An 18,914-nucleotide genomic window follows, 5' to 3' on the forward strand; every position below is an offset into this window, starting at 1 on the left:
AGCATTCGTGGAGGAACGTTGCCATGCTGCGTCGTCGTCAGCTCGCCCTCGCCCTCGGCCTCGGCGCGAGTGCCGCGGCCGCCGGCGCCGGGCGTCCGGCCCTCGCCCAGGGCGCCGCCGCCAACTGGCCGAGCCAGCCGGTGCGCCTGATCGTCCCCTTCGCCGCCGGCGGGCCCACGGACATCCCGGCGCGGCTGATCGCCGACGAGCTTTCGAAGATCCTGCCGCAGCGCGTGATCGTCGAGAACCGCACCGGCTCCGGCGTGGTGGTCGGGACCGAAGTGGTGGCGAAGGCGCCGAAGGACGGGCACACCGTGCTCTACACCACCATCGCGCATTCGGTGCTGCCGGCGCTGTTCCAGCGCCTGCCCTTCGATCCGGTGGCGGACTTCACGCCCGTGGTGCTGGTCGGGCAGATCCCGATGATCCTGCTGGTCAACAAGGACGTGCCGGCGCGGACCCTGCCCGAGCTGATCCGCCTGCTGCGCGAGAACCCGGGCAAGTACGACTACGCGAGCAGCGGCAACGGCGGCGCCGTGCACCTCGCGACCGAGCTGTTCCTCGCCCGCGCCGGCGGACTCAAGGTGAACCACATCCCCTACCGCGGCTCCTCGGCGGCGATGCCGGACGTGATCAACGGCCGCGTGGCGATGATCGTGGACGTGGCGGCGGGCGCGCTGCCCTATGCGCAGCGCGGCGAGCTGCGGGCGCTCGCCATCAGCACGCGCGAGCGGGCGCCCTTCGCGCCCGACCTGCCAACCTTCGTCGAGGGCGGCGTCCCGGACTACGAGGCCTACACCTGGCACATGATGCTGGTGCCCGCGGGCACTCCGCAGCCGGTGGTGCAGGCGCTGAACGCCGCGGTGAACCGCGTGCTGCAGCAGGAGCACGTGCGGCGGCGGCTGACCGAGATGACGATGCAGCTTGCCTCCGACACCACGCCCGAGGGCGCGGTGCGCTGGATGCGCGCCGAGATGGACAAGTGGGGCGCGATCATCCGCCAGGCCGGCATCACCGTGAACTGAACTCGGCCCGGCGCCGCCGCGTTGCGCCGGCATGAGCGACCGCGCCGCCGTCTCCCTGATCCTGGTCCAGGGCCCGGTCAGCGACCGCACGCCCGGGGCGATGCGCGGCGCGGCGGCGCTCGCCCGGGCGCTCGCGGAGCGGCACGGCCTGGCGGTGGAGGCGTTCGGCGAGCCGGACGCCGCGCCGCGCGACGAGCGCTGGGAAGCGGCGCTGCGCCGCGCCCGGCCGCTGCTCGAGGCGGTGGCGGCGCGCCTCGCCCGCGGCCTCGCCGCCGGCGAGCGGATGGTCGTCGTCGCCGGGCGCTGCGCCAGCAGCCTCGCCACGCTGCCGCGCTTCGCCGCCGCCCATCCGGGCCTCGGCGTGGTGTGGTTCGACGCGCACGGCGACTTCCACACGCCGCAGAGCACGCCGACCGGCTACCTCGGCGGCATGGTGCTGGGCGCCGCCACCGGGCTGTGGGAGAGCGGGCTCGGCGCCGGGCTCGACCCGCGCCGACTGGTGATGGTAGGCGCGCGCGACCTCGACCCGACCGAACTGCCGCTGATCGAGGCGCAGGGCGTGCGGCGCGTCCCGCCCGGGCCGGACCTGCCGGCGCGGCTGCGCGCGGCGCTGCCGGGGGAGGGGCCGCTGCTCGTGCATGTGGACTGGGACGTGCTCGACCCGGCGGCCTTCCCGGCGGAATACAAGGTGCCGGGCGGGTTGCGGCCGGCGGAGCTGCGCGCCTGCCTCGCCGCTCTCGCCGCGACCGGCCGCGTCGTCGGGCTGGAGGCGGCGGAGTTCGACGCGCCGGACGATCCGCACGCGACCGCGATCGCCGCCGCGATCGGGGCCGAGGTGCTGCGGCCGGTGGTGGAGCGGCTGCTCGCGCCGTAGAGCCGGTGGCGGCGGCGGGCGAGGCGGGGGCGGGAACCGCTTCGGCGGACCGCAGGGTGCCGGCGGCGGTGCGCGCGAGCCGGGCGGCAACGGCCCGCGCGGCGCGGCGGCGTCAGTCCCGCGGCGGCCCGAGGCGGGCGCGTGGCGCCGCGACCGCGGCCGCTGGGGGGAACACCGTGACCAGGCGTCCGCCCTGCCACTGCACGAGGAAGGGCCGCGCGCGCTGGTTCTGGCCCTTCTCGTCGAAGCGCGCGCCCCAGCCGGTGGCGGTGGTGCCCTCGGCGATGTCGGTGGCGAGCAGCGCGGCGCGCAGCCGGTCGCGCTCGGCGGCGCCGGCACGCGCGAGCGCGTCGAGGAAGACGCGGGCGCCGAAGGCGCTGGCCAGGGAATCGCCGGTGCGCGGTTCGGTGCCGTACTTGCGCCGGTAGGTCTCGGCGAATGCGCCGACGCCCGGGGCGAGGCGCTCCTGCACGGCGAACTGGGTGACGTCCACGTTCATCACGCCCTCGAAGGCGGCGCCGACCGCGCGCGCCGTCTCGGCCAGCGAGTAGCCGCCGCCGGTGCCGATCACCATGCGCGGACGCCAGTTCGCGTCCTGCATGCCGCGGAACAGCGGCACGATGTCGGACTGCTGGCCGCCGGCGTGCAGCAGGATGTCGGTGCCGGCGCCGCGCAGCCGCGGGGCGAGCGAGGCGAGGTCGCTCGCGCGCGGCGGATGGGCGATCTTCTCGACGAGCTGAAAGCCGCGCCGGGCGATCTGCTGCTCGAGCGCCGCGGCGACCGACTGGCCGTCCGGCGCGTCCTCGTGCAGCACCACGAGCCGGAAGGCGGTCGGGTCGGTCGCGAGCGGCGGTGCGAGCACCTCGACCACGGCGTCGAGGACGACGGCGGCGTAGTCGGCGGCGCGCGGACAGGTGCGGTACAGGTTGCGGAAGCCGCGCTCCGTGATCGCGTCGGCGACCGCGCCGAGCTCGACGTAGGGCACGCCCTGCAGCTCCGCGACCTGGCTCGCGGCGAGCGAGAGCGCCGAGGCGCGGGTGCCGAGGATCGCGGCGACCCGGTCCTGCTCCATCAGCCGCTTCGCCTCGGCGACCGCCTGGGCGGGGTCGGCCGCGTCGGCCCGCACCAGGCGGACCGGCTTGCCGAGGACGCCGCCCTGCGCGTTGCGCTCCTCGACGGCGAGCTCGACGCCGCGGAAGCTCTCGTCGCCGAGCAGGGCGAGAGGGCCCGAGAGGGGGAAGAGCGCGCCGAGCCGGAGCTCGTTCCCCGCCGCGGGCGAGGACTGGGCGCGCGCCGGCCGGGCCGGCGCCCGGGCCAGCGCGGCGATCGCCGCGGTGCCCAGCAGGATGGGGCGGCGGCGGGGCGGCGGGGCGACGGCGGACACGAACTCCTCTCCCGGCGGACGACGCGCGGCACGAACGCGGCGCCGGATGTTCGGCCGCGGCCGCGCATGGCGCAACCCCGACCGGCGGGCTTGACGCGCCACCGGCCGAGGGGTTCACGTCCGCCGCGCCACGCGAGGAGGGGAGAGGACGGGCCATGGCCGAGACGATGACTTACATCGCCCACGGCGCCGGCGGCGGGCCGGAGGTCCTGGTCCCGGCGACCGGGCCGGTGCCGCAGCCGAAGGCCGACGAGGTGCTGGTCCGCGTGTTCTATGCCGGCGTGAACCGGCCCGACGTGCAGCAGCGCAAGGGCGAGTACCCTCCCCCGCCCGGCGCGAGCCCGATCCTCGGCCTCGAGGTCGCCGGCGAGGTCGTCGCCACGGGACCGGAGGTGCGGCGCTGGAAGCCGGGCGACCGGGTCTGCGCCCTGACCAATGGCGGCGGCTATGCGGAGTATTGCGCCGTGCCGGAGGCGCAGTGCCTGCCCTGGCCCGCGGGCTATGACGCGCTGCGTGCCGCGGCGCTGCCCGAGACCTACTTCACCGTCTGGGCCAACCTGTTCGGCCACGGCCGGCTCTCCGCCGGCGAGACGGCGCTGGTGCACGGCGGCACGTCCGGCATCGGCGTCACCGCGATCCAGCTCGCCAAGGAGTTCGGGGCCAAGGTGTTCGCCACCGCCGGGAGCGCGGAGAAGGTCGCGGCCTGCCTGCGGCTCGGCGCCGACGCCGCCTTCAACTACCGCGAGCAGGACTTCGTCGAGGAGGTGAGGAGGCTCACCGGCGGGCGCGGGGTGGATGTCGTGCTCGACATGGTCGGGGCGGCGTACTTCCAGCGCAACCTGCGCTGCCTCGCGCGCGACGGCCGCCTGGTGCTGATCGCCTTCCTCGGCGGCTACGAGGTGGAGAGGGCGGATCTGCGCCCGATCATGCTGCGGCGCCTCGTCGTCACCGGCAGCACCATGCGCCCGCGCACCACCGCCGAGAAGGGGGCGATCGCCGCCGAGCTGGAGGCGAAGGTGTGGCCGATCCTCGCCCAGGGGCGCGCCGGGCCGGTGATCCACGCCGTCTTCCCGCTGCGGGAGGCGGCGAAGGCGCACGCGCTGATGGAGAGCGGCGCGCACATCGGCAAGATCATGCTCGAGGTGGCGCGGTGAGCCTGCACCGCCTGCTGCTGCGCCGCGCCGCCGAGGGGCGGCCGGTGCGCGTCGCCCAGATCGGCGCCGGCAAGTTCGGCGCCATGTTCCTGCACCAGGCGCGCCTCACCCCGGGGCTGCACGTGCTCGGCGTCGCCGACCTCTCGCTCGCCCGCGCGCGCGAGCGGCTGGCCGCCGTCCACTGGCCGGCGGAGGCCTACGGCGCCGCCTCGCCCGATGCGGCGGCGGCGAGCGGGGCGACCTGGCTGACCGAGGACGCGCCGGCGCTGATCGCCGATCCGCGCGTCGAGGTGGTGGTCGAGTGCACCGGCGACCCGGCCGCCGGCCTCGCCCACGCGCGCCACGCCATCGCCCACGGCAAGCACGTGGTGATGGTGAACGTCGAGGCCGACGTGCTGGCCGGGCCGCTGCTCGCGCGCGAGGCGGCGCGGGCGGGCGTGGTCTATTCGATGGCCTACGGCGACCAGCCGGCGCTGGTCTGCGAGCTGGTGGACACGCTGCGCGCGGCCGGGTTCCCGGTGGTCGCGGCCGGCAAGGGAACCAAGTACCTGCCGCAATTCCACGCCTCCACCCCGGCCACCGTCTGGGGCTTCTACGGGCTGAGCGAGGAGCAGGCGCGGGCGGGCGGGATGAACCCGCAGATGTTCAACTCCTTCCTCGACGGCACCAAGTCGGGGATCGAGATGGCGGCGATCGCCAACGCCACCGGCCTCGCGCCGCCGGAGGACGGGCTCCTGTTCCCGCCGGCGGGGACCTCGGAGCTGCCGCACGTGCTCAGGCCGCGCGCGGAGGGCGGCGTGCTGGCGCAAAAGGGGATGGTGGAGGTGGTATCCTCGGTGCGCCGCGACGGGACGCCGATTCCGGACAACCTGCGCTGGGGCGTCTATGCCGTGTTCGAGGGGGAGACCGAGTACGCGCGGCGCTGCTTCGCCGAGTACGGCGTCGCCACCGACGAGTCCGGGCGCTACGCGGCGCTGTGGCGGCCCTACCACTTCATCGGCCTCGAGCTCGGCGTCTCGGTCGCCTCCGTCGCGCTGCGGGGCGAGCCCACGGGCAGCACCGAGGCGTGGCGCGCCGACGTGGTCGCGGTGGCGAAGCGGGCGCTGAAGGCGGGCGAGATGCTGGACGGCGAGGGCGGGGCGACGGTGTGGGGCAAGTGCGTGCCGGCGACGCGCTCGCGCGTGCTCGGCGCCCTGCCGATCGGGCTCGCGCACCGCGTGCGGCTGCTGCGCGATGTCGCCGAGGGGGCGATCGTGACGCGCGCCGATGTCGCGCTCGACCCCGCCGCCGAGGCGGTGCGGATCCGCGACGCGATGGAGGCCTCCTGCGCCTGAACCGTCCGCGCGCGGAGGAGGCGGCGCCGGGGGAGACGGCGGCCGGCATGCGCTCTGCCTTCGCGCTGCTCGGCGTGGCGGTGGTGCTGTTCGGCGGCACCTGGCCGGTCACCAAGGCGGCGGTCGTGGCCGGCGCGACCCCGCTGTGGTTCGGCCTCTCCCGCGCCGGGCTCGCGGCGCTGGTGGCGGCGGCGGTGCTCGCGGCGGCGCGGCGGCTGCGCTGGCCGGCGCGACAGGACTGGCGGGTGGTGGTGCCGATCGGGCTCCTGCAGATCGGCGGCTTCTTCGCCCTGGCCCATCTTGCCCTGCTGGTGGTCTCGGCCGGGCGGACGGCGGTGCTCGCCAACGTCGTCACCTACTGGCTGATCCCGCTCTCCATGCTGGTGCTCGGCGAGCGGGTGTCGGCGCGGCGCTGGGCGGCGGCGGGGCTCGGGCTCGCCGGGGTCGGCGTGCTGGCGGGGCCGTGGGCGGTGGACTGGGGCTCGGCGCGTGCGCTGCTCGGGCACGGGATGCTGATGCTTGCCGCGCTCTCCTGGAGCGTTGCGATCGTCGTCACCCGCCGTTTCCCGCCGCGCCGGCCGATGCTGGAGCTGCTGCCCTGGTGCTTCGGCGTCGGCACGCTGGCGCTCGCTCCCCTCGCGCTCGCCGTCGAGCCGGGGGGCGGAATCCCGGCGGCGGCCTGGCCGCACATGCTGGCGGTCGGCGCGGTGGCGGCGCCGGTCGGGACTTGGTGCGTGATCGAGGTCGGGCGCCGGCTGCCGGGGGCGGTGAGCTCGGTGGGCTTCCTGCTGGTGCCGGCGGTCGGCGTCGTGCTCAGCACGCTCTGGCTCGGCGAGCCGCTGGGCTGGGACGTGCTGGCGGGCGGCGCGCTGATCGTGGCGAGCGTGGTGCTCGCGGCGCGGGGGTGAGGGCTGGCGATGCGGCTGAACTGGGTGGAGGCGGGCGAGGGGAGTCCGGTCGCGCTGCTGCACGGGCTGTTCGGCGCGGCGCAGAATTTCGGCGCGGTGCAGAAGGCGCTCGCCGCCGCCGGACATCGCGTGCTGGCGCTCGACCTGCGCAACCACGGCGCTTCGCCGCATGCGCCCGGCATGGACTACCCGACGATGGCCGCAGACGTGGCGGAGACGCTCGCCGCGGCGCGGGCGCTGCCGGCGGCGGTGCTCGGCCACTCGATGGGCGGCAAGGTGGCGATGATGCTGGCGCTGACGCGGCCCGCGGCGGTGGCCCGGCTGGTGGTCGCCGATGTCGCGCCGGTGCGCTACCCGCCCCGGCTGCGCGGCTATGTGGAGGCGATGCGCGCGCTGCCGCTGCGCCCCGGGCTGACGCGGCGCGAGGCCGATGCGGCGCTCGCCGCTGCCGTGCCGGAGGCCGCGGTGCGCGGCTTCCTGCTGCAGAACCTGCGCTTCGAGACCGATCCGCCGCGCTGGCGCCTCGGCCTTGCCGAGATCGCGCAGGCGATGCCGGAGATCGAGAGCTTCGACGGCGTGCCGGAGGGCGCGCGCTACGAGGGGCCGGTGCTGGCGATCGCCGGTGAGCGCTCGGACTACATCCGGCCGGAGCATCACGCGCGCTTCCGCGCGCTGTTCCCGAACGTGCGGTTCGCCACGGTGCCGCAGGCGGGGCACTGGCTGCACGCCGAGAACCCGCAGGGATTCCTGGCGCTGGTCGCGCCGTTCCTCGCCGAGGGCTGAGCGCGGCGTCCGCCAAGGCCACCCCGCGGATTCGCGCCGCCGGCCGCCTGCGCGATCATCCCCCGGACGGCCCGACTGGCCGAAGGGGACGGCGCCTGCGCGGGGCGGCGCGGCGGCGAGGCCACGGGCGGGCGCGCTACGCGCGGCCCCGCCGTCTCTGGGCGTGGCCGCGCGGGTGCGGTGCGCGCGCGGGGCAGAGCTGCGCGGTCGCGTCTCCGTCCGGCGAAGGCGGCGGCAGGTGGGCCGGTGCAGCGGCGAGCACTCCCGCAGGCGGCTCGTCCCGCGGGTTGTCGCAGACCGCCCTCTCGCCCCGGGGCGAGACCGCGACCCAGGCGCAGACTCCCGAGCGGAGCGCAGACGGCAGGACCCGGCCCCCGCGTGCCTACGCCCTAGCCTTGCCAGGCTGCGGGAGGAGGCGTCTGCGCGGCCGCCGCCGTGCGGGAATTCTCGGTCAGAAGCCGCAGGCGCAGGAATTCCCGCGTCCGTTCCGTCGCCTCGCCCGCGCGCCCCGCCGCGGAAAGGCCGCGCTTCCAGACCAGCTGCGGGTTGAAGCAGAGCAGGTCGCCCGGACGCGTCTCGAGGCGCACCGCCAGCGCCGGATCGGCGCAGGCCGCGTCCAGCGCCTCGAGCGCGGCGCTCTGCCCCGCCTCCAGCGGGGAGGCGCCGGCAGCGACCGCGGCCTCGATCGCCAGGCGGTCGTAGCGCGCGCTGAACGCCCCGCCGGCGAGGGCGAACACGGGCCGCAACGCCACCGTGCCGTCCGCCGCGCGGTGCGGCAGCGGCCGGTAGAGCGTCTCGAGCGCGGCGCGGTCGCGCCTCAGCAGCGCGTTGTGCACCGCCATCGCCGAGATCAGCGCCGACGCGCCCGAGGCCGGCGGCTGACGCAGGCACAGCAGCAGCACCGCATCGCAGGGATCGGCATGGAACGGCGCCGCTGCGGCGCCCTTCTCCGGCACGCTGGCGAGGTGGCTCACCGGCCCGCCCGCCGCGGCCAGATCCTCCGGCAGCACCGTGCCGAGGTGCAGGCCGAGCGCGAGCAGCAGCGTCTCCGCCCCGGCCGCGCCGTGGCGGTCGAAGGGCAGCCCGCGCAGCAGCGCGAAGCCCCGCCCATGCTCGAGCCGCGCGCGCAGATCGGCGATCAGCGGGGCGAGGGTGGGCAGCGGCACGTCCGTCGCCCGTTCCGGGCGCCGGCCGAGCAGTGCGGCGAGCGCGGCCTCGAGCTCCTCCCCCGCCTCCTGGCCGAGCGGGATCATCCAGTCCGAAGGCGAGAGGCCGTCCGCGCCCCAGAGCGCGGGCCCGGCCTGCGGAACGAGGCGCAGCCGCGCCCCGGAGGTGCCGAGGGAGGACGACATGGACGAACCCTAGCAGCCTCGACATCCCCGTGAGGAGGGGCTTGGCGCGGTCCTCGTCCGGCGCCGCCGCAGCCGTCGCGGGGAGGGATGCGGCGGCGCTCCCCGCGCCCCCTTGCCGCGGCGCCGCCGCGCGCGCAGCCTTCCCGTGCCTGCGACCGGAGAGAACCGCCACGATGCCACCCGCCGCCGACCCCGTCGCCGCCGTCCTGGACCTGCCCTTCGACCAGGAGGAGATGCTCGCCGGCCTCTGCCGCTGGGTCGCCTGCGAGAGCCCGACCTTCGACGCCGCGGCGGTGGAGCGGATGCTCGATCTGGCGGCGCGCGACCTCGCCATGCTCGGCGCCCGGATCGAGCGCATCCCCGGGCGCATGGGGTTCGCCGGCTGCGTCCGCGCGCGCTTCCCGCACGCCGCGCCGGAGGGTGCGCCGGGCGTGCTGGTGCTCGCCCACCTCGACACCGTGCACCCCCTCGGCACCCTGGAGAGGCTGCCGATCCGGCGCGACGGCAACCGCTGCTACGGCCCCGCGATCCTCGACATGAAGAGCGGCACCTACATCGCCGTCGAGGCGATCCGCCAGCTCCGGCGCGCCGGCCTCGCCACGCCGCTTCCCGTCACCGTGCTGCTGACCAGCGACGAGGAGGCGGGCAGCCCCTCGACGCGCGACCTGATCGAGGCGGAGGCCGCGCGCCACAAGGTCGTGCTCGTGCCCGAGCCGGCGCGTCCGGGCGGCGGCGTGGTCACCGGCCGCTACGCCATCGCCCGCTTCAACCTGCGCACCACCGGCCGCCCGAGCCACGCCGGCGCCCGCCTCGCCGAGGGCCGCAGCGCGATCCGCGAGATGTGCAGGCAGGTCCTCGCCATCGAGGCGATGACTACCGAGGACTGCACCTTCTCGGTCGGCGTCATCCGCGGCGGCCAGTGGGTGAACTGCGTCGCCACGCACTGCGAGGCGGAGGCGCTCTCGATGGCCAAGCGCCAGGCCGACCTGGACGCGGGCGTGGCGCGCATGCTGGCGCTGAGGAGCACGAACCCGGACGTGACGCTCGAGGTGACGCGCGGCGTCACCCGCCCGGTCTGGGAGCCGGACGAGCGGGTGATGGCGCTCTACCGCCTGGCGCGCGGCATCGCCAACCGCATCGGCTTCGACATCGGGCACGAGAGCAGCGGGGGCGGCTCGGACGGCAACTTCACCGGCGCGCTGGGCATCCCGACACTGGACGGCCTCGGCGTGGCCGGCGCCGGCGCGCACACGCTCGAGGAGCACATCCTGGTGGACAGCCTGGTGCCGCGCGCGCGGCTGTTCGCGGGGCTCCTGGCCGCGGCGGAGTGATCCGCGGCCCGGCCGCCGGCCGCGCCCGCCCCCTCGCCGCCGGCGCGGCGCGAGGCCTTTCGACCGGCCGGTGCCGGACGGCGCGGCGGGGGCGGGAACCATCCGAAGCCCGCCTGCCGGAAGGGGTCGCCGCCACGCCCGCCGGCAACGCCTCGCCCGGGCCTCGCCGATTCCTCGGCACCGGGTCGTCGTCCGCATCCGCCAGACGAAGGCGCGGATGGGATCGCCGTGCGCGGGCACCGCGCCCGGCACGGCAATTCGCCGCCGCTGCACACCCACCGCACCGAGGACGAGGTGTTCCCCATCCTCAGGGGCGGACGCCGCTTCCGCGTCGCCGGCGCCGGCGACGCGCTCCTCGCGCCGAAGGGCGTGGCGCACATCCGCCGCACGCAACCCGCCGGCGGCGCGCGCTGGCTCACCCGCCTGCGGGGCGGCGACTTCGAAGGCCTGGTGCGCGGCTTCGGCCGGTCCGCCCACGCCCGGGCAGGCCGCGGCCCTCGCCCGCGCCTGCCTGCGGCATGGGATCGCGCTGATCGGTCCGCCGCTGGGCCAGATCGGCGCACCGCCGGCAGGCGGAGGTGGCATGCGTCCGCCACCCCTGGCGGCCGCGCGCGCTTGCGGCGAGCATGCAGGCCGCCGTGCTCCTCCTGCTGCAAGCCGCGCCGCTCGTGCTGCTGGTCGGCCTGCTCGTCTCCGGACGGGCGGGGCCGGTTCCGGCCTGCCTCGCCGCGCTGGCCCTCGCCGTGCCGGCGGCGCTGCTCTCGCTGTCTCCGGAGGCCTCGGGCGCCGCCTTCCTCGCCGAGGAGACGCTGCGCGGGGCCTTCCTCGCGGCGCAGCCGATCGGCGTGGTGGCGGGCGGGCTGCTGTTCCACGCCGCCGTCGCGCGCGATGCCGCCGCCCCCGCCGGCGGCGCCGTCCCCTCCGCGCGCCGCGTCTTCGCTGCGACGCTGCTCGGCGGCAATTTCCTCGAAAGCGTCACCGGCTTCGCGGTCGGCGCCGTGTTCGCGCTCGCCGCGCTGCGCGGCATGGGGCTCGGCGGCCCGGTCGCCGGCGCGATGGCGCTGCTCTCGCTCAGCACCGTGCCCTGGGGCGGGCTCGGCCCCGGCACCGCGCTCGGGGCGGCCCTGGTCGGCCTGCCGGCGCAGACCATCGCCCAGGTCGCGGCCTGGCCGAACGCGCTCTGGCTGCTGCTGCTCGGCCCCGTACTGTGGCGCCTCTGCGCCGCCGCGCGCATCGCGGTGACGCCGCGCGAGAAGGCGGCGCAGCTCGGCCTGCTCGGCGCGATGGCGGCGATCCTCGTGACCGGCAACCACGTCCTGCCGTTCGAGGTCGCCGGCATCCTCGCCGCCGGCCTGCCGCTGCTCTGGACGCTCTGGCGCCTCGACCCGCCGCGCGACGCCGCGGAGTGGCGCCGGGCGCTGGCCGCGATCGCGCCCTATCTCGCGCTGACCGCGGCGCTGCTCGCGGCGCGCGCCATCCCCGGCGCGCCGGCGCTGCGGCCCTGGGCGGACCTGCCGGGCGTCCCCCTGACCCATGTCGCGGTGGTGCTGTGGCTGGTTTCCGGGGCCCTCCTCCTCGGCCGGGCGCATCCGGCGCGCGCCGCGCTCGGCGCGCTGCGCCGCGCCGGCCGGCCGGCGCTCGCCATGCTGCTCTATGTCGTGCTGGCACGGCTGCTCGCCGGCAGCGGCGCCGCGGCTGCGCTCGCCGAGGCGGCGGCAGCGGCGCTCGGCCCGCTCGCCCCCTATGCCGTGCCGCCGCTCGGCCTGCTCTCCGGCCTCGTCACCGGCAGCAACGTCGGCTCCAATGCGGCGCTGATGACAGTGCAGGCGGGGCTCGGCCGCGCTGCCGGGCTGCCGGAGTGGCTCGCCCCCGGCCTGCACAATTTCGCCGGCGCCGCCGGCGCGGGCATGAGCTTCGCCGTCACCGCGCTGATCTGCGGCCTGCTCGCCGACGGCACGCGGCCGGTGCAGCTGTGGCGCCTGCTCGCCCCTTCGCTGCTCGCGGTGGTCGCGATCGGCTGGGCCTGGCTGTGGTTGCTGGCCTGACGGCGCCGCGCCAGGGCCGTTCCCGCCCGGCTGCGCGCGCGGCAACGGCGCCGGCCTGTTGCGTGTCGAGCGGATTCACGCTCCGGCCTGTTTACAGCCGTCGGCGATCCGCTCTAGAGCCGTTCCCGTCCGGCCGGGCCGCGCCTCCGGTTCGGTCCCTCGCGTGCCGCGCGGACTCGCGCTTCCGGCCGCCTTCGGCCGTCCGCGGTCCGCCCCGGCCGGGTCGCCCTTGTCAGGAAGAGACGTCCGTCATGGCCCCGCGTTTCCGTCGCCGCAGCGTCCTCGCCGCCCTGCCGCCCCTGCTCGCCGCCCCCGCCGTCGTGCGCGCCGCCGTCGCCTTCCCCGTCCGGCCGCTGCGTCTGATCGTCCCCTACCCGCCGGGCGGCGTCACCGACATCATGGGCCGCCTGGTCGCCGAGCCGATGGGCAGGCATCTCGGCCAGCCGGTGGTGGTCGAGAACCGCCCCGGTGCCGGCGGCAACATCGGCGCCATCGCCGCCGCGCAGGCCGAGCCGGACGGCCACACCCTGTTCCTCGGCACCATGGCGACGCACGGCGTCAACCCGGTGATCTACCCCGACGCGCGGCTCGATCCGGTGCGCGACTTCGTCGGCGTCGGCACGATCTCCGACATGCCGAACGTGCTGGTCTGCAATCCCCGCCGCTTCGACGCCGCCTCGGTCGCCCAGGTGATCGAGCGCGCGAAGCGCAGGCCCGGCGAGCTGCTCTTCGGCTCGGTCGGCAACGGCTCCTCCTCCCATCTCTCGCAGGCGATGTTCGCGCGCATGGCGGGGATCGCGTTCACCCACGTCCCCTACCGCGGCTCCTCCCCCGCGGTGACGGCGATGCTCGCGGGCGACCTCGACCTGCTGTTCGACGCCTCCGCCACCTCCACCGCGCATGTCCGCGCGGGGGCCGTGCGCGCCCTCGCCGTCACCACCCGCCGCCGCCTCTCCTCGCTGCCCGAGGTGCCGACCATGGAGGAGGCGGGGGTGCCGGGCTATCATCTCAGCGTCTGGACCGGCATCTTCACCCAGTCCCGCGTGCCGCCCGCCGTGCTCGAGAAGCTGCAGGCCGCCTTCAACGCCTCGATGGATGCGGCGATGCTGCAGCGGCTGCGCGACAACCACACCGAGCCGCTGCTCGTCCCCACCGCCGACCTCCAGCGCTGGCTGCGCGAGGATCAGGCGCACTGGATGCGCATCGCGCGCGAGGTGGGCTTGCGCGCCGACTGATGACCCCGGAGGCGCTCCGGCACCTCCGGCGCGACCCGGTGCTGCGGCCGGTGATCCGCGCCGTCGGCCCGTGCACGCTCAAGCCGGTGCGGCGCGAGCCCTACGAGGCGCTGGTGCGCGCCATCGCCCACCAGCAGGTGCACGGCCGCGCGGCGGAGGCGATCCTCGGCCGCTTCCTCGCCCTCTACCCCGGCGTCCCCTTCCCGACGCCCGGAATGGTGCTGGCGACCTCCGCCGAGACGCTCCGCGCCTGCGGCTTCTCCGCGAGCAAGGTCGCCGCGATCCGCGACATCGCCGAGAAGGCCGCCGCCGGCGTCGTCCCGACGCGCCGCAGCGCCGCCCGCCTCTCCGACGCGGCGCTGATCGAGCGCCTCGTCGCCATCCGCGGCGTCGGACGTTGGACGGTGGAGATGCTGCTGATCTTCACCCTCGGCCGGCCGGACGTGCTGCCGGTGGACGATTTCGGCGTGCGCGAGGGCTGGCGCGTCGCCGCCGGCCTCGCGGCGCAGCCCAGACCGCGCGTCCTCGCCGCGATCGGCGAGGCCTGGGCGCCCTTCCGCACCACCGCCGCCTGGTATCTCTGGCGCGCCGCCGAGGCGGCGCGGCGCGGCCAAGTCCCGTCTCGCTAGGAGCGTGTCCACCCGCCCGTGCGCGCGGCGACGGGCGCTGTGCCCCCGTTCCCGGCCCCCTCCGCGATTCCCGCTAGGGCTTCAGGAAGCGGTAGCGGAACCGCTCGGTTCCGTCGGCCTCGATGCGCCCGGCGGTGGGCGCGGGGAAATGGATCGGCAGCACGATCGTGGCGGTGCCCGCCGTTGCGCTCAGGAAGCGGCGCCGCGACTGCGCCGCCAGCGCCGGGTCCCAGTCGAACACGGTGGACCAGTCCGGCTCGCGGCACTGCAGCGCGTGGTGCATCAGGTCGCCGGTGACGACCGCGTGCTGCCCGCGCGAGCGGATGTTGACGCAGCAATGGCAGGGCGAGTGGCCCGGCGTCGGTGTCAGCGTCACCGTGTCGTCGAGGGCGAAGTCGTCGTCCACCAGCAATGCCTGGCCGGCCTCGACCACGGGCAGGCAGTTCATCCGCCACACCTCGCCGGGCGGGTTCTCGCCGCGCGCGGTGGCGGCCTCCCAGAAGGCGTATTCGCGCTTGTGGAAGACGTACTTCGCCTTCGGGAAGGTCGGCACCCAGCGGCCGTTCACGAGGCGCGTGTTCCAGCCGCAATGGTCGATGTGCAGGTGGGTGCAGAAGACGTAGTCGATGTCCTCGAAGCGCAGGCCCTGCGCGGCGAAGCCGTCGAGCCAGGGCCGCTTCGGGAAGTCGAACGGCGGGGCGTAGCCCTTGTCCTCGCCGGTGCAGGTGTCGACCAGGATGGTGTGGCGCGGGGTGCGGACGACGAAGGTCTGGTAGGTGATGACCATGCGGCCGGAGGCGGGGTCGAAGACGAAGGGGTCCATCTCGGCCAGGTGGCGGCGGCCGATCTCCGGGTCGTAGGCCGGGAACATCGCCTCCGGCGTGCGCCAGGGGCCGTCGCGCTCGACGATGCTGGTGATGGTGACGTCGCCGATGGTGATGCCGGTGCGCATGGCCGCTCCTTCCGCTCGCCGCCATGATGCCGCGACCGCGCGGGCGCGTCATCCGCATCGGCGGAAGCGCGGATGGGCTGGCTGCCGGGCGGCGCAGCTCCGGCGTCCGCGGGGCGGGGAACGTCGGCGGGAAAAGGGCGGCCGGCGACGCCGCGGCTGGCGCCCCTGCCGCCGCGCGGGCCGCCTAGCCCGGGCCGGGCAGGGGCGGCGTGCGGGAGGGGGATCGTCCCCGCCGGACCCCGCCGGCCGCACCGCGCGAAGCCGGGAACACGCTCCTGCCACACCAGAACCGGGCCCGGCCGGCGGAGGGCAAGACCGCCGCCGGCGGCGGGATGCGGCACGTGCGAAAGCGCCTCCGCGCGCCGCGGCCGCCGCCCCGGGGAGGGGGCGCGGAAGGCGGCCAGCCGCCTTGCCGCGGTCAGCCGCCCGCGGTGGCGCCACTCGCCGCCAGGCGATGGGCGACCGGGCCCAGCGCCTCGATCCGGTCGGCGCGGATCTGCGGGAGCGGCCGCGCCTCCGCGCCCACCTCGCACATCCGGTCGAGCAGCGAGATCGCCGTCGTCCAGTACCAATCCGCCTCGCGGGGGTCGGAGGCGTCGCGCGCGCAGAGCGCGAGCAGCCGACCAGCCGCGGCCGCGAGCTGGACCTCCTGGCCTGGGCGCAGGCCGCGCTCGGACTGCTCGACCAGGCGGTCGATGCGCCGACGGATCTCGCCGCGCCGCATGCGGTGCCAGACCTGGTCGAGGAGACGGAGAGGATGGCGCGCCTCGATCGGTGCCGGCCCATAGCGCCGCCGGGCGCGCGGCAGGATCTGCCCGGCCAGGCCCGCGCGCAGCAGATCGGCACGCTCGGCGTCGCGGCCGTCGTTGGTGCCGATGATGCGCGGCGCGAAGGGCTTCAGGCGCTGGCGCATCGCGTCCGGCATCTCGTCGTTGACCGGGATGGCGAAGGCCCGGATCAGCGGCGAGGCGGTTCGCGGCTGATCGGTGTGGCCCTCGCCTGCGAGGCAGGCGACGAGCGCCATGATGCACATCTGTTCGCGGCCCGGGACGCCAAGACCGCTGACGAGCTCGACGCGATCCAGGGCGCGCTGCAAGCGAAGCAGGGCGATCTCCATCGGTTGGTCCTCCGCTCCCCTCCCCCCCGACGCGGTCGGGGGTCCAGGAGCAAACGCGCAGCCCCGCGCATGGCTGCACCGGGAGGGTGGGGGAGAGGGAGGAACCCCCTGGGCCGCCGGTCGCGAGGACGCGCCACAGCGCCCCGCATGCGGTGCCGTTTCACCGGGATGTGACCTGGGCGCCATGCGGATTCGGCCCGGCGCCGCGGACAACGTGCCGCGCTTTCGCCGCCGGCTGTCGCTGCCGCCCCCGCCCCTGGCCGCCTGGACCGGTGCGAGCCGAGTGCGCTCGGCCGTGCGCGCGGCGACAGCTCCGGCGCGGTGGCCGACGGGCGGATCTGCGCCTGCCGCTGTTTCCAGCCGCCCGCGATCCGCTCTAACGAGAGGGAGGCTCCGGCCGGGCCCGCCTGGCGGAATGGCAGACGCAGCGGACTTAAAATCCGCAGCCCTCGGGGCGTGGGGGTTCGAGTCCCCCGGCGGGCACTCCTGTCTTCCCGCGGGTAGCGCCGGCATCGGGGGAATGTCCGCATCGCAGGCGCGATAGGCCGGCTTTGCACTCCCAACGATCCCGCCGGGAGAGGCGGGCCGGGGCGCAGGGTGGCGATGCGATGCCCGATCGGGCCGCCCTGCGCCGCCATGCAACGCCGCCCCCGCACCAGCGGAGCGTGCCCGCTGCGCTCAACACGGCGGCGCGGATCGGGTTGGCGCCGCGCCCGGCATTCTCGTGGCTACGTCGGCCTTCCCGGTGCGCCTGCGAGCCGATTGCCACCGGTGGGCGATGCCTGCGACGGCGCCGCGAGGGCGGCTTCTCTCGATCGGCGCCCGGCGCTGCGGCGGGCGACCAAGCCCGGGACGGCCCCGCCATCGGCGTCGCCGATCGGCAAACGCGTCCCTGCCCGACCCGGCCCGTCGGGGTGCTGAAGCGGCGCGCGCGATCGCTGGCCCTCCCTGCGCCGCGCCCGGTGGTCTTCGGCGAGCGGCAGGCCGCCGGGATCCCTCCGCCGGTGCGGCGCATGGGGGAGCGTGGCGGCCCCGTGATCGCTGCCGCCGCCTCAGGCGCCCTGGCGGCCGAGCGCGGCGAGGGGCTGCCGACGGCCGCCTGGGGCCAGTGTCACCAGCAGCAGGCCGAGGGCCAGCAGCAGCGCGATCCAGACGCCGAGCTGCGCCCCCATCTTCCCCGCCACCGCCTCGAGCGCGACGATCGCAAGGGTGGCGAGCGAATTGAAGGCCATGTGCAGCGCGGTGGCGAGGAGCAGGGCGGCCGCCCGGCCTGTGTCGTGGCCACGGCGCCGCCCAGCGCGGTGTGCGTCAGCAGCGAGGTCACGGCCCCGGCCAGCTGGAGAGGAACGGTCCCTTCGGGGGCGGTCCGTGCTGCTGCGGCTCCGCCGGGGCGAGCTTGAGCATGGCCTCGAGCACTCCGAAGGTCAGGCCCAGCGCCCAATAGGACCGCCAGCCCTGGTGCCAGTGCCGCACAGTGAGGCGGAAGGCGGCGTATTTGCAGGCTTCCTCGATTGCCGGTCCGGCGGCGCAGATCAGCACCAGGAAGGCGATCGTCGGCGGCAGGAGCACGGGCAGGGCGGGCAGCGCCACGAGATTGATCAGGGTGAGCGCCAGGACGGCCGCCAGCGCGCCGGCGACCGCACCCCGCCCCCATAGGGGCCTCGGCCCGGCGGCCGACGCCTGGGAAGAAGGCTCCTCGCCGGGATGCGCGCCGGAATGCATGGGGCGACCCTCGCCGCGGAACGCCTGCAAGGGCAAGGGCTCGGTGCGCCCAGGCCGCGGGGTGCGGCATGTCGAGCGCGCGCGGGACGCCGTTGCACGGCCACAGTGCGCACGGGCCGCCGACCCTGCCGAGGCGCTTGCGGCCTGCAGCGGGGGCGAAGGGTCGGCGCGTGCCGGCTTGCCGGGCGGGTCAGGCGGCGGCGCGGAACGCGCCGGGCCGCGCGGCCGGGCCCGACCCGGCGTCGGCCGCGCGGGCGATCGTCCGGCGGTAGCGCCCGTAGCGCCATTGCAGCAGGCGCCAGGCGCCGCGCGCGGCGACCTGCGAGAGGCGGCCGCGCGGCGGCAGGCCGACCGCCTTGAAGATCATGCCCATGCCGCGCTCGACATGGTGGTAGCGGTAGTAGCCCATCGCGCGCGCCATGTAGGAGGCGATGCAGCGGTCGTGGTCGTAGCCGACGCTCTCCGGCTCGTTGCCGCAGTGGTAGGCGTAGGCGAGCTCGTCGTCCTCCGATTCGCCGATGCGGCCGGCGGCGACGCGCAGGCGCTCGAGGAAGGAGAGGTTCTCGCGCGCGAGGTACCGCTTCATGTGGTCGTAGAAGAGCTTGAAGTGGCGGTACTCGTCCGCCGCGATCAGCCGGCAGATCTCCTTGAGCACCGGCTCCTCCGTCGCCTCGCCGAGGGCGGTGTAGTAGGAGGAGGTGCCGGTCTCGACCATGCAGCGCGCGATCAGCTCGCCGGTGCGGCTGCCGCGGATCGAGGCGTCGGCGTGGATGTCGATCCGGAAGCCCTCGCGGTAGCGCCGGAAGGCGGCATCGAAATCCCAGGACGGATCGGCGAGCATGGCCCAGCGGCCGAGCGCGTCGCCGTGCTGGATCTCCTCGGTCGCCCAGTAGTCCGCGGCCTGGCGGAAATCCGGGTCGTCGCGGAACACGCCGTTGAGGTAGAGCGCGTAGTCGCCGCCGTTCTTCTCGACCATGGCGGCGGCCTTCACCAGCGGGACGATCTCCGGATCGACCCGGGAGGGGTCGAACCGGTCCCAGGCGACCTGCTCGATGCGCCAGTGCTTCAT

The 18,914-nt window shown here is 76.1% G+C and carries 17 protein-coding genes and 1 tRNA gene; 11 read left to right on the forward strand and 7 right to left on the reverse strand.

The window, feature by feature from the left end; translation table 11 throughout:
• Window positions 1-23: 23 nt before the first annotated feature.
• Window positions 24-1,025, forward strand: a complete 1,002-nt coding sequence (locus tag K1J50_RS04650; protein ID WP_220116270.1) for a Bug family tripartite tricarboxylate transporter substrate binding protein — start codon at window positions 24-26, stop codon at window positions 1,023-1,025.
• A gap of 31 nt (window positions 1,026-1,056) precedes the next feature.
• Complete coding sequence (locus tag K1J50_RS04655) at window positions 1,057-1,899, forward strand: arginase family protein (protein ID WP_220116271.1); 843 nt, start codon at window positions 1,057-1,059, stop codon at window positions 1,897-1,899.
• 112 nt (window positions 1,900-2,011) lie between these two features.
• Here the strand turns inward: K1J50_RS04655 and K1J50_RS04660 are convergent, their stop codons facing one another.
• The gene (locus K1J50_RS04660) at window positions 2,012-3,283 is read right to left on the reverse strand and encodes an ABC transporter substrate-binding protein (protein WP_220116272.1); all 1,272 of its coding nucleotides are present in this window, start codon (window positions 3,281-3,283) and stop codon (window positions 2,012-2,014) included.
• Between the two features lie 155 nt (window positions 3,284-3,438).
• Here K1J50_RS04660 and K1J50_RS04665 point away from each other — a divergent pair, with 155 nt between their 5' ends.
• The 4 genes from K1J50_RS04665 to K1J50_RS04680 are packed head-to-tail and all read left to right on the forward strand — an operon-like array spanning window position 3,439 to window position 7,462.
• Window positions 3,439-4,437 carry an NAD(P)H-quinone oxidoreductase gene (locus K1J50_RS04665; protein WP_220116273.1) on the forward strand — a complete coding sequence of 333 codons (999 nt, stop codon included), beginning with the start codon at window positions 3,439-3,441 and terminating at the stop codon, window positions 4,435-4,437.
• A complete protein-coding gene (locus K1J50_RS04670; RefSeq protein WP_220116274.1) occupies window positions 4,434-5,771 on the forward strand; it encodes an NAD(P)H-dependent oxidoreductase in 1,338 nt (445 codons plus the stop codon). Before K1J50_RS04665 ends, K1J50_RS04670 begins: the two co-directional genes overlap by 4 nt.
• Window positions 5,772-5,818: 47 nt before the next feature.
• Window positions 5,819-6,679 (forward strand): DMT family transporter, encoded by an 861-nt coding sequence (locus tag K1J50_RS04675; RefSeq protein ID WP_220116275.1) that lies wholly within the window; start codon window positions 5,819-5,821, stop codon window positions 6,677-6,679.
• 9 nt (window positions 6,680-6,688) lie between these two features.
• Window positions 6,689-7,462 (forward strand): alpha/beta fold hydrolase, encoded by a 774-nt coding sequence (locus K1J50_RS04680; protein ID WP_220116276.1) that lies wholly within the window; start codon window positions 6,689-6,691, stop codon window positions 7,460-7,462.
• A gap of 389 nt (window positions 7,463-7,851) precedes the next feature.
• Here the strand turns inward: K1J50_RS04680 and K1J50_RS04685 are convergent, their stop codons facing one another.
• Complete coding sequence (locus tag K1J50_RS04685) at window positions 7,852-8,814, reverse strand: TauD/TfdA family dioxygenase (RefSeq protein ID WP_220116277.1); 963 nt, start codon at window positions 8,812-8,814, stop codon at window positions 7,852-7,854.
• Between the two features lie 173 nt (window positions 8,815-8,987).
• Between K1J50_RS04685 and K1J50_RS04690 the strand changes: the two genes are divergently transcribed.
• From K1J50_RS04690 to K1J50_RS04705, 4 genes are all read left to right on the forward strand, one after another.
• Window positions 8,988-10,145 carry a M20/M25/M40 family metallo-hydrolase gene (locus tag K1J50_RS04690; RefSeq protein ID WP_220116278.1) on the forward strand — a complete coding sequence of 386 codons (1,158 nt, stop codon included), beginning with the start codon at window positions 8,988-8,990 and terminating at the stop codon, window positions 10,143-10,145.
• Between the two features lie 638 nt (window positions 10,146-10,783).
• On the forward strand, window positions 10,784-12,190 hold the full coding sequence (locus K1J50_RS04695; protein ID WP_220116279.1) for an L-lactate permease: 1,407 nt from the start codon (window positions 10,784-10,786) through the stop codon (window positions 12,188-12,190).
• Window positions 12,191-12,441: 251 nt separating this feature from the next.
• Window positions 12,442-13,425, forward strand: a complete 984-nt coding sequence (locus tag K1J50_RS04700) for a Bug family tripartite tricarboxylate transporter substrate binding protein (protein ID WP_220116280.1) — start codon at window positions 12,442-12,444, stop codon at window positions 13,423-13,425.
• Complete coding sequence (locus K1J50_RS04705) at window positions 13,425-14,054, forward strand: DNA-3-methyladenine glycosylase family protein (protein ID WP_220116281.1); 630 nt, start codon at window positions 13,425-13,427, stop codon at window positions 14,052-14,054. The genes K1J50_RS04700 and K1J50_RS04705 overlap by 1 nt, the downstream gene beginning before the upstream one ends.
• A gap of 73 nt (window positions 14,055-14,127) precedes the next feature.
• Here K1J50_RS04705 and K1J50_RS04710 read toward each other — a convergent pair whose 3' ends face one another.
• Both K1J50_RS04710 and K1J50_RS04715 read right to left on the reverse strand, forming a co-directional pair.
• On the reverse strand, window positions 14,128-15,006 hold the full coding sequence (locus tag K1J50_RS04710; protein WP_220116282.1) for an MBL fold metallo-hydrolase: 879 nt from the start codon (window positions 15,004-15,006) through the stop codon (window positions 14,128-14,130).
• A gap of 418 nt (window positions 15,007-15,424) precedes the next feature.
• A complete protein-coding gene (locus K1J50_RS04715; protein ID WP_220116283.1) occupies window positions 15,425-16,123 on the reverse strand; it encodes a hypothetical protein in 699 nt (232 codons plus the stop codon).
• A gap of 401 nt (window positions 16,124-16,524) precedes the next feature.
• Between K1J50_RS04715 and K1J50_RS04720 the strand changes: the two genes are divergently transcribed.
• Window positions 16,525-16,606, forward strand: a tRNA-Leu gene (locus K1J50_RS04720).
• A 569-nt stretch (window positions 16,607-17,175) separates the two neighbouring features.
• Here K1J50_RS04720 and K1J50_RS04725 read toward each other — a convergent pair.
• The 3 genes from K1J50_RS04725 to K1J50_RS04735 form a co-directional block, all read right to left on the reverse strand.
• Window positions 17,176-17,355, reverse strand: coding sequence for a hypothetical protein (locus tag K1J50_RS04725; protein ID WP_220116284.1), 180 nt, complete (start codon window positions 17,353-17,355; stop codon window positions 17,176-17,178).
• Between the two features lie 88 nt (window positions 17,356-17,443).
• The gene (locus K1J50_RS04730) at window positions 17,444-17,845 is read right to left on the reverse strand and encodes a hypothetical protein (protein WP_220116285.1); all 402 of its coding nucleotides are present in this window, start codon (window positions 17,843-17,845) and stop codon (window positions 17,444-17,446) included.
• Between the two features lie 190 nt (window positions 17,846-18,035).
• Window positions 18,036-18,914 carry a ferritin-like domain-containing protein gene (locus K1J50_RS04735; protein ID WP_220116286.1) on the reverse strand — a complete coding sequence of 293 codons (879 nt, stop codon included), beginning with the start codon at window positions 18,912-18,914 and terminating at the stop codon, window positions 18,036-18,038.

It is taken from the genome of Caldovatus aquaticus, assembly GCF_019458025.1.
Classification (GTDB): domain Bacteria; phylum Pseudomonadota; class Alphaproteobacteria; order Acetobacterales; family Acetobacteraceae; genus Caldovatus; species Caldovatus aquaticus.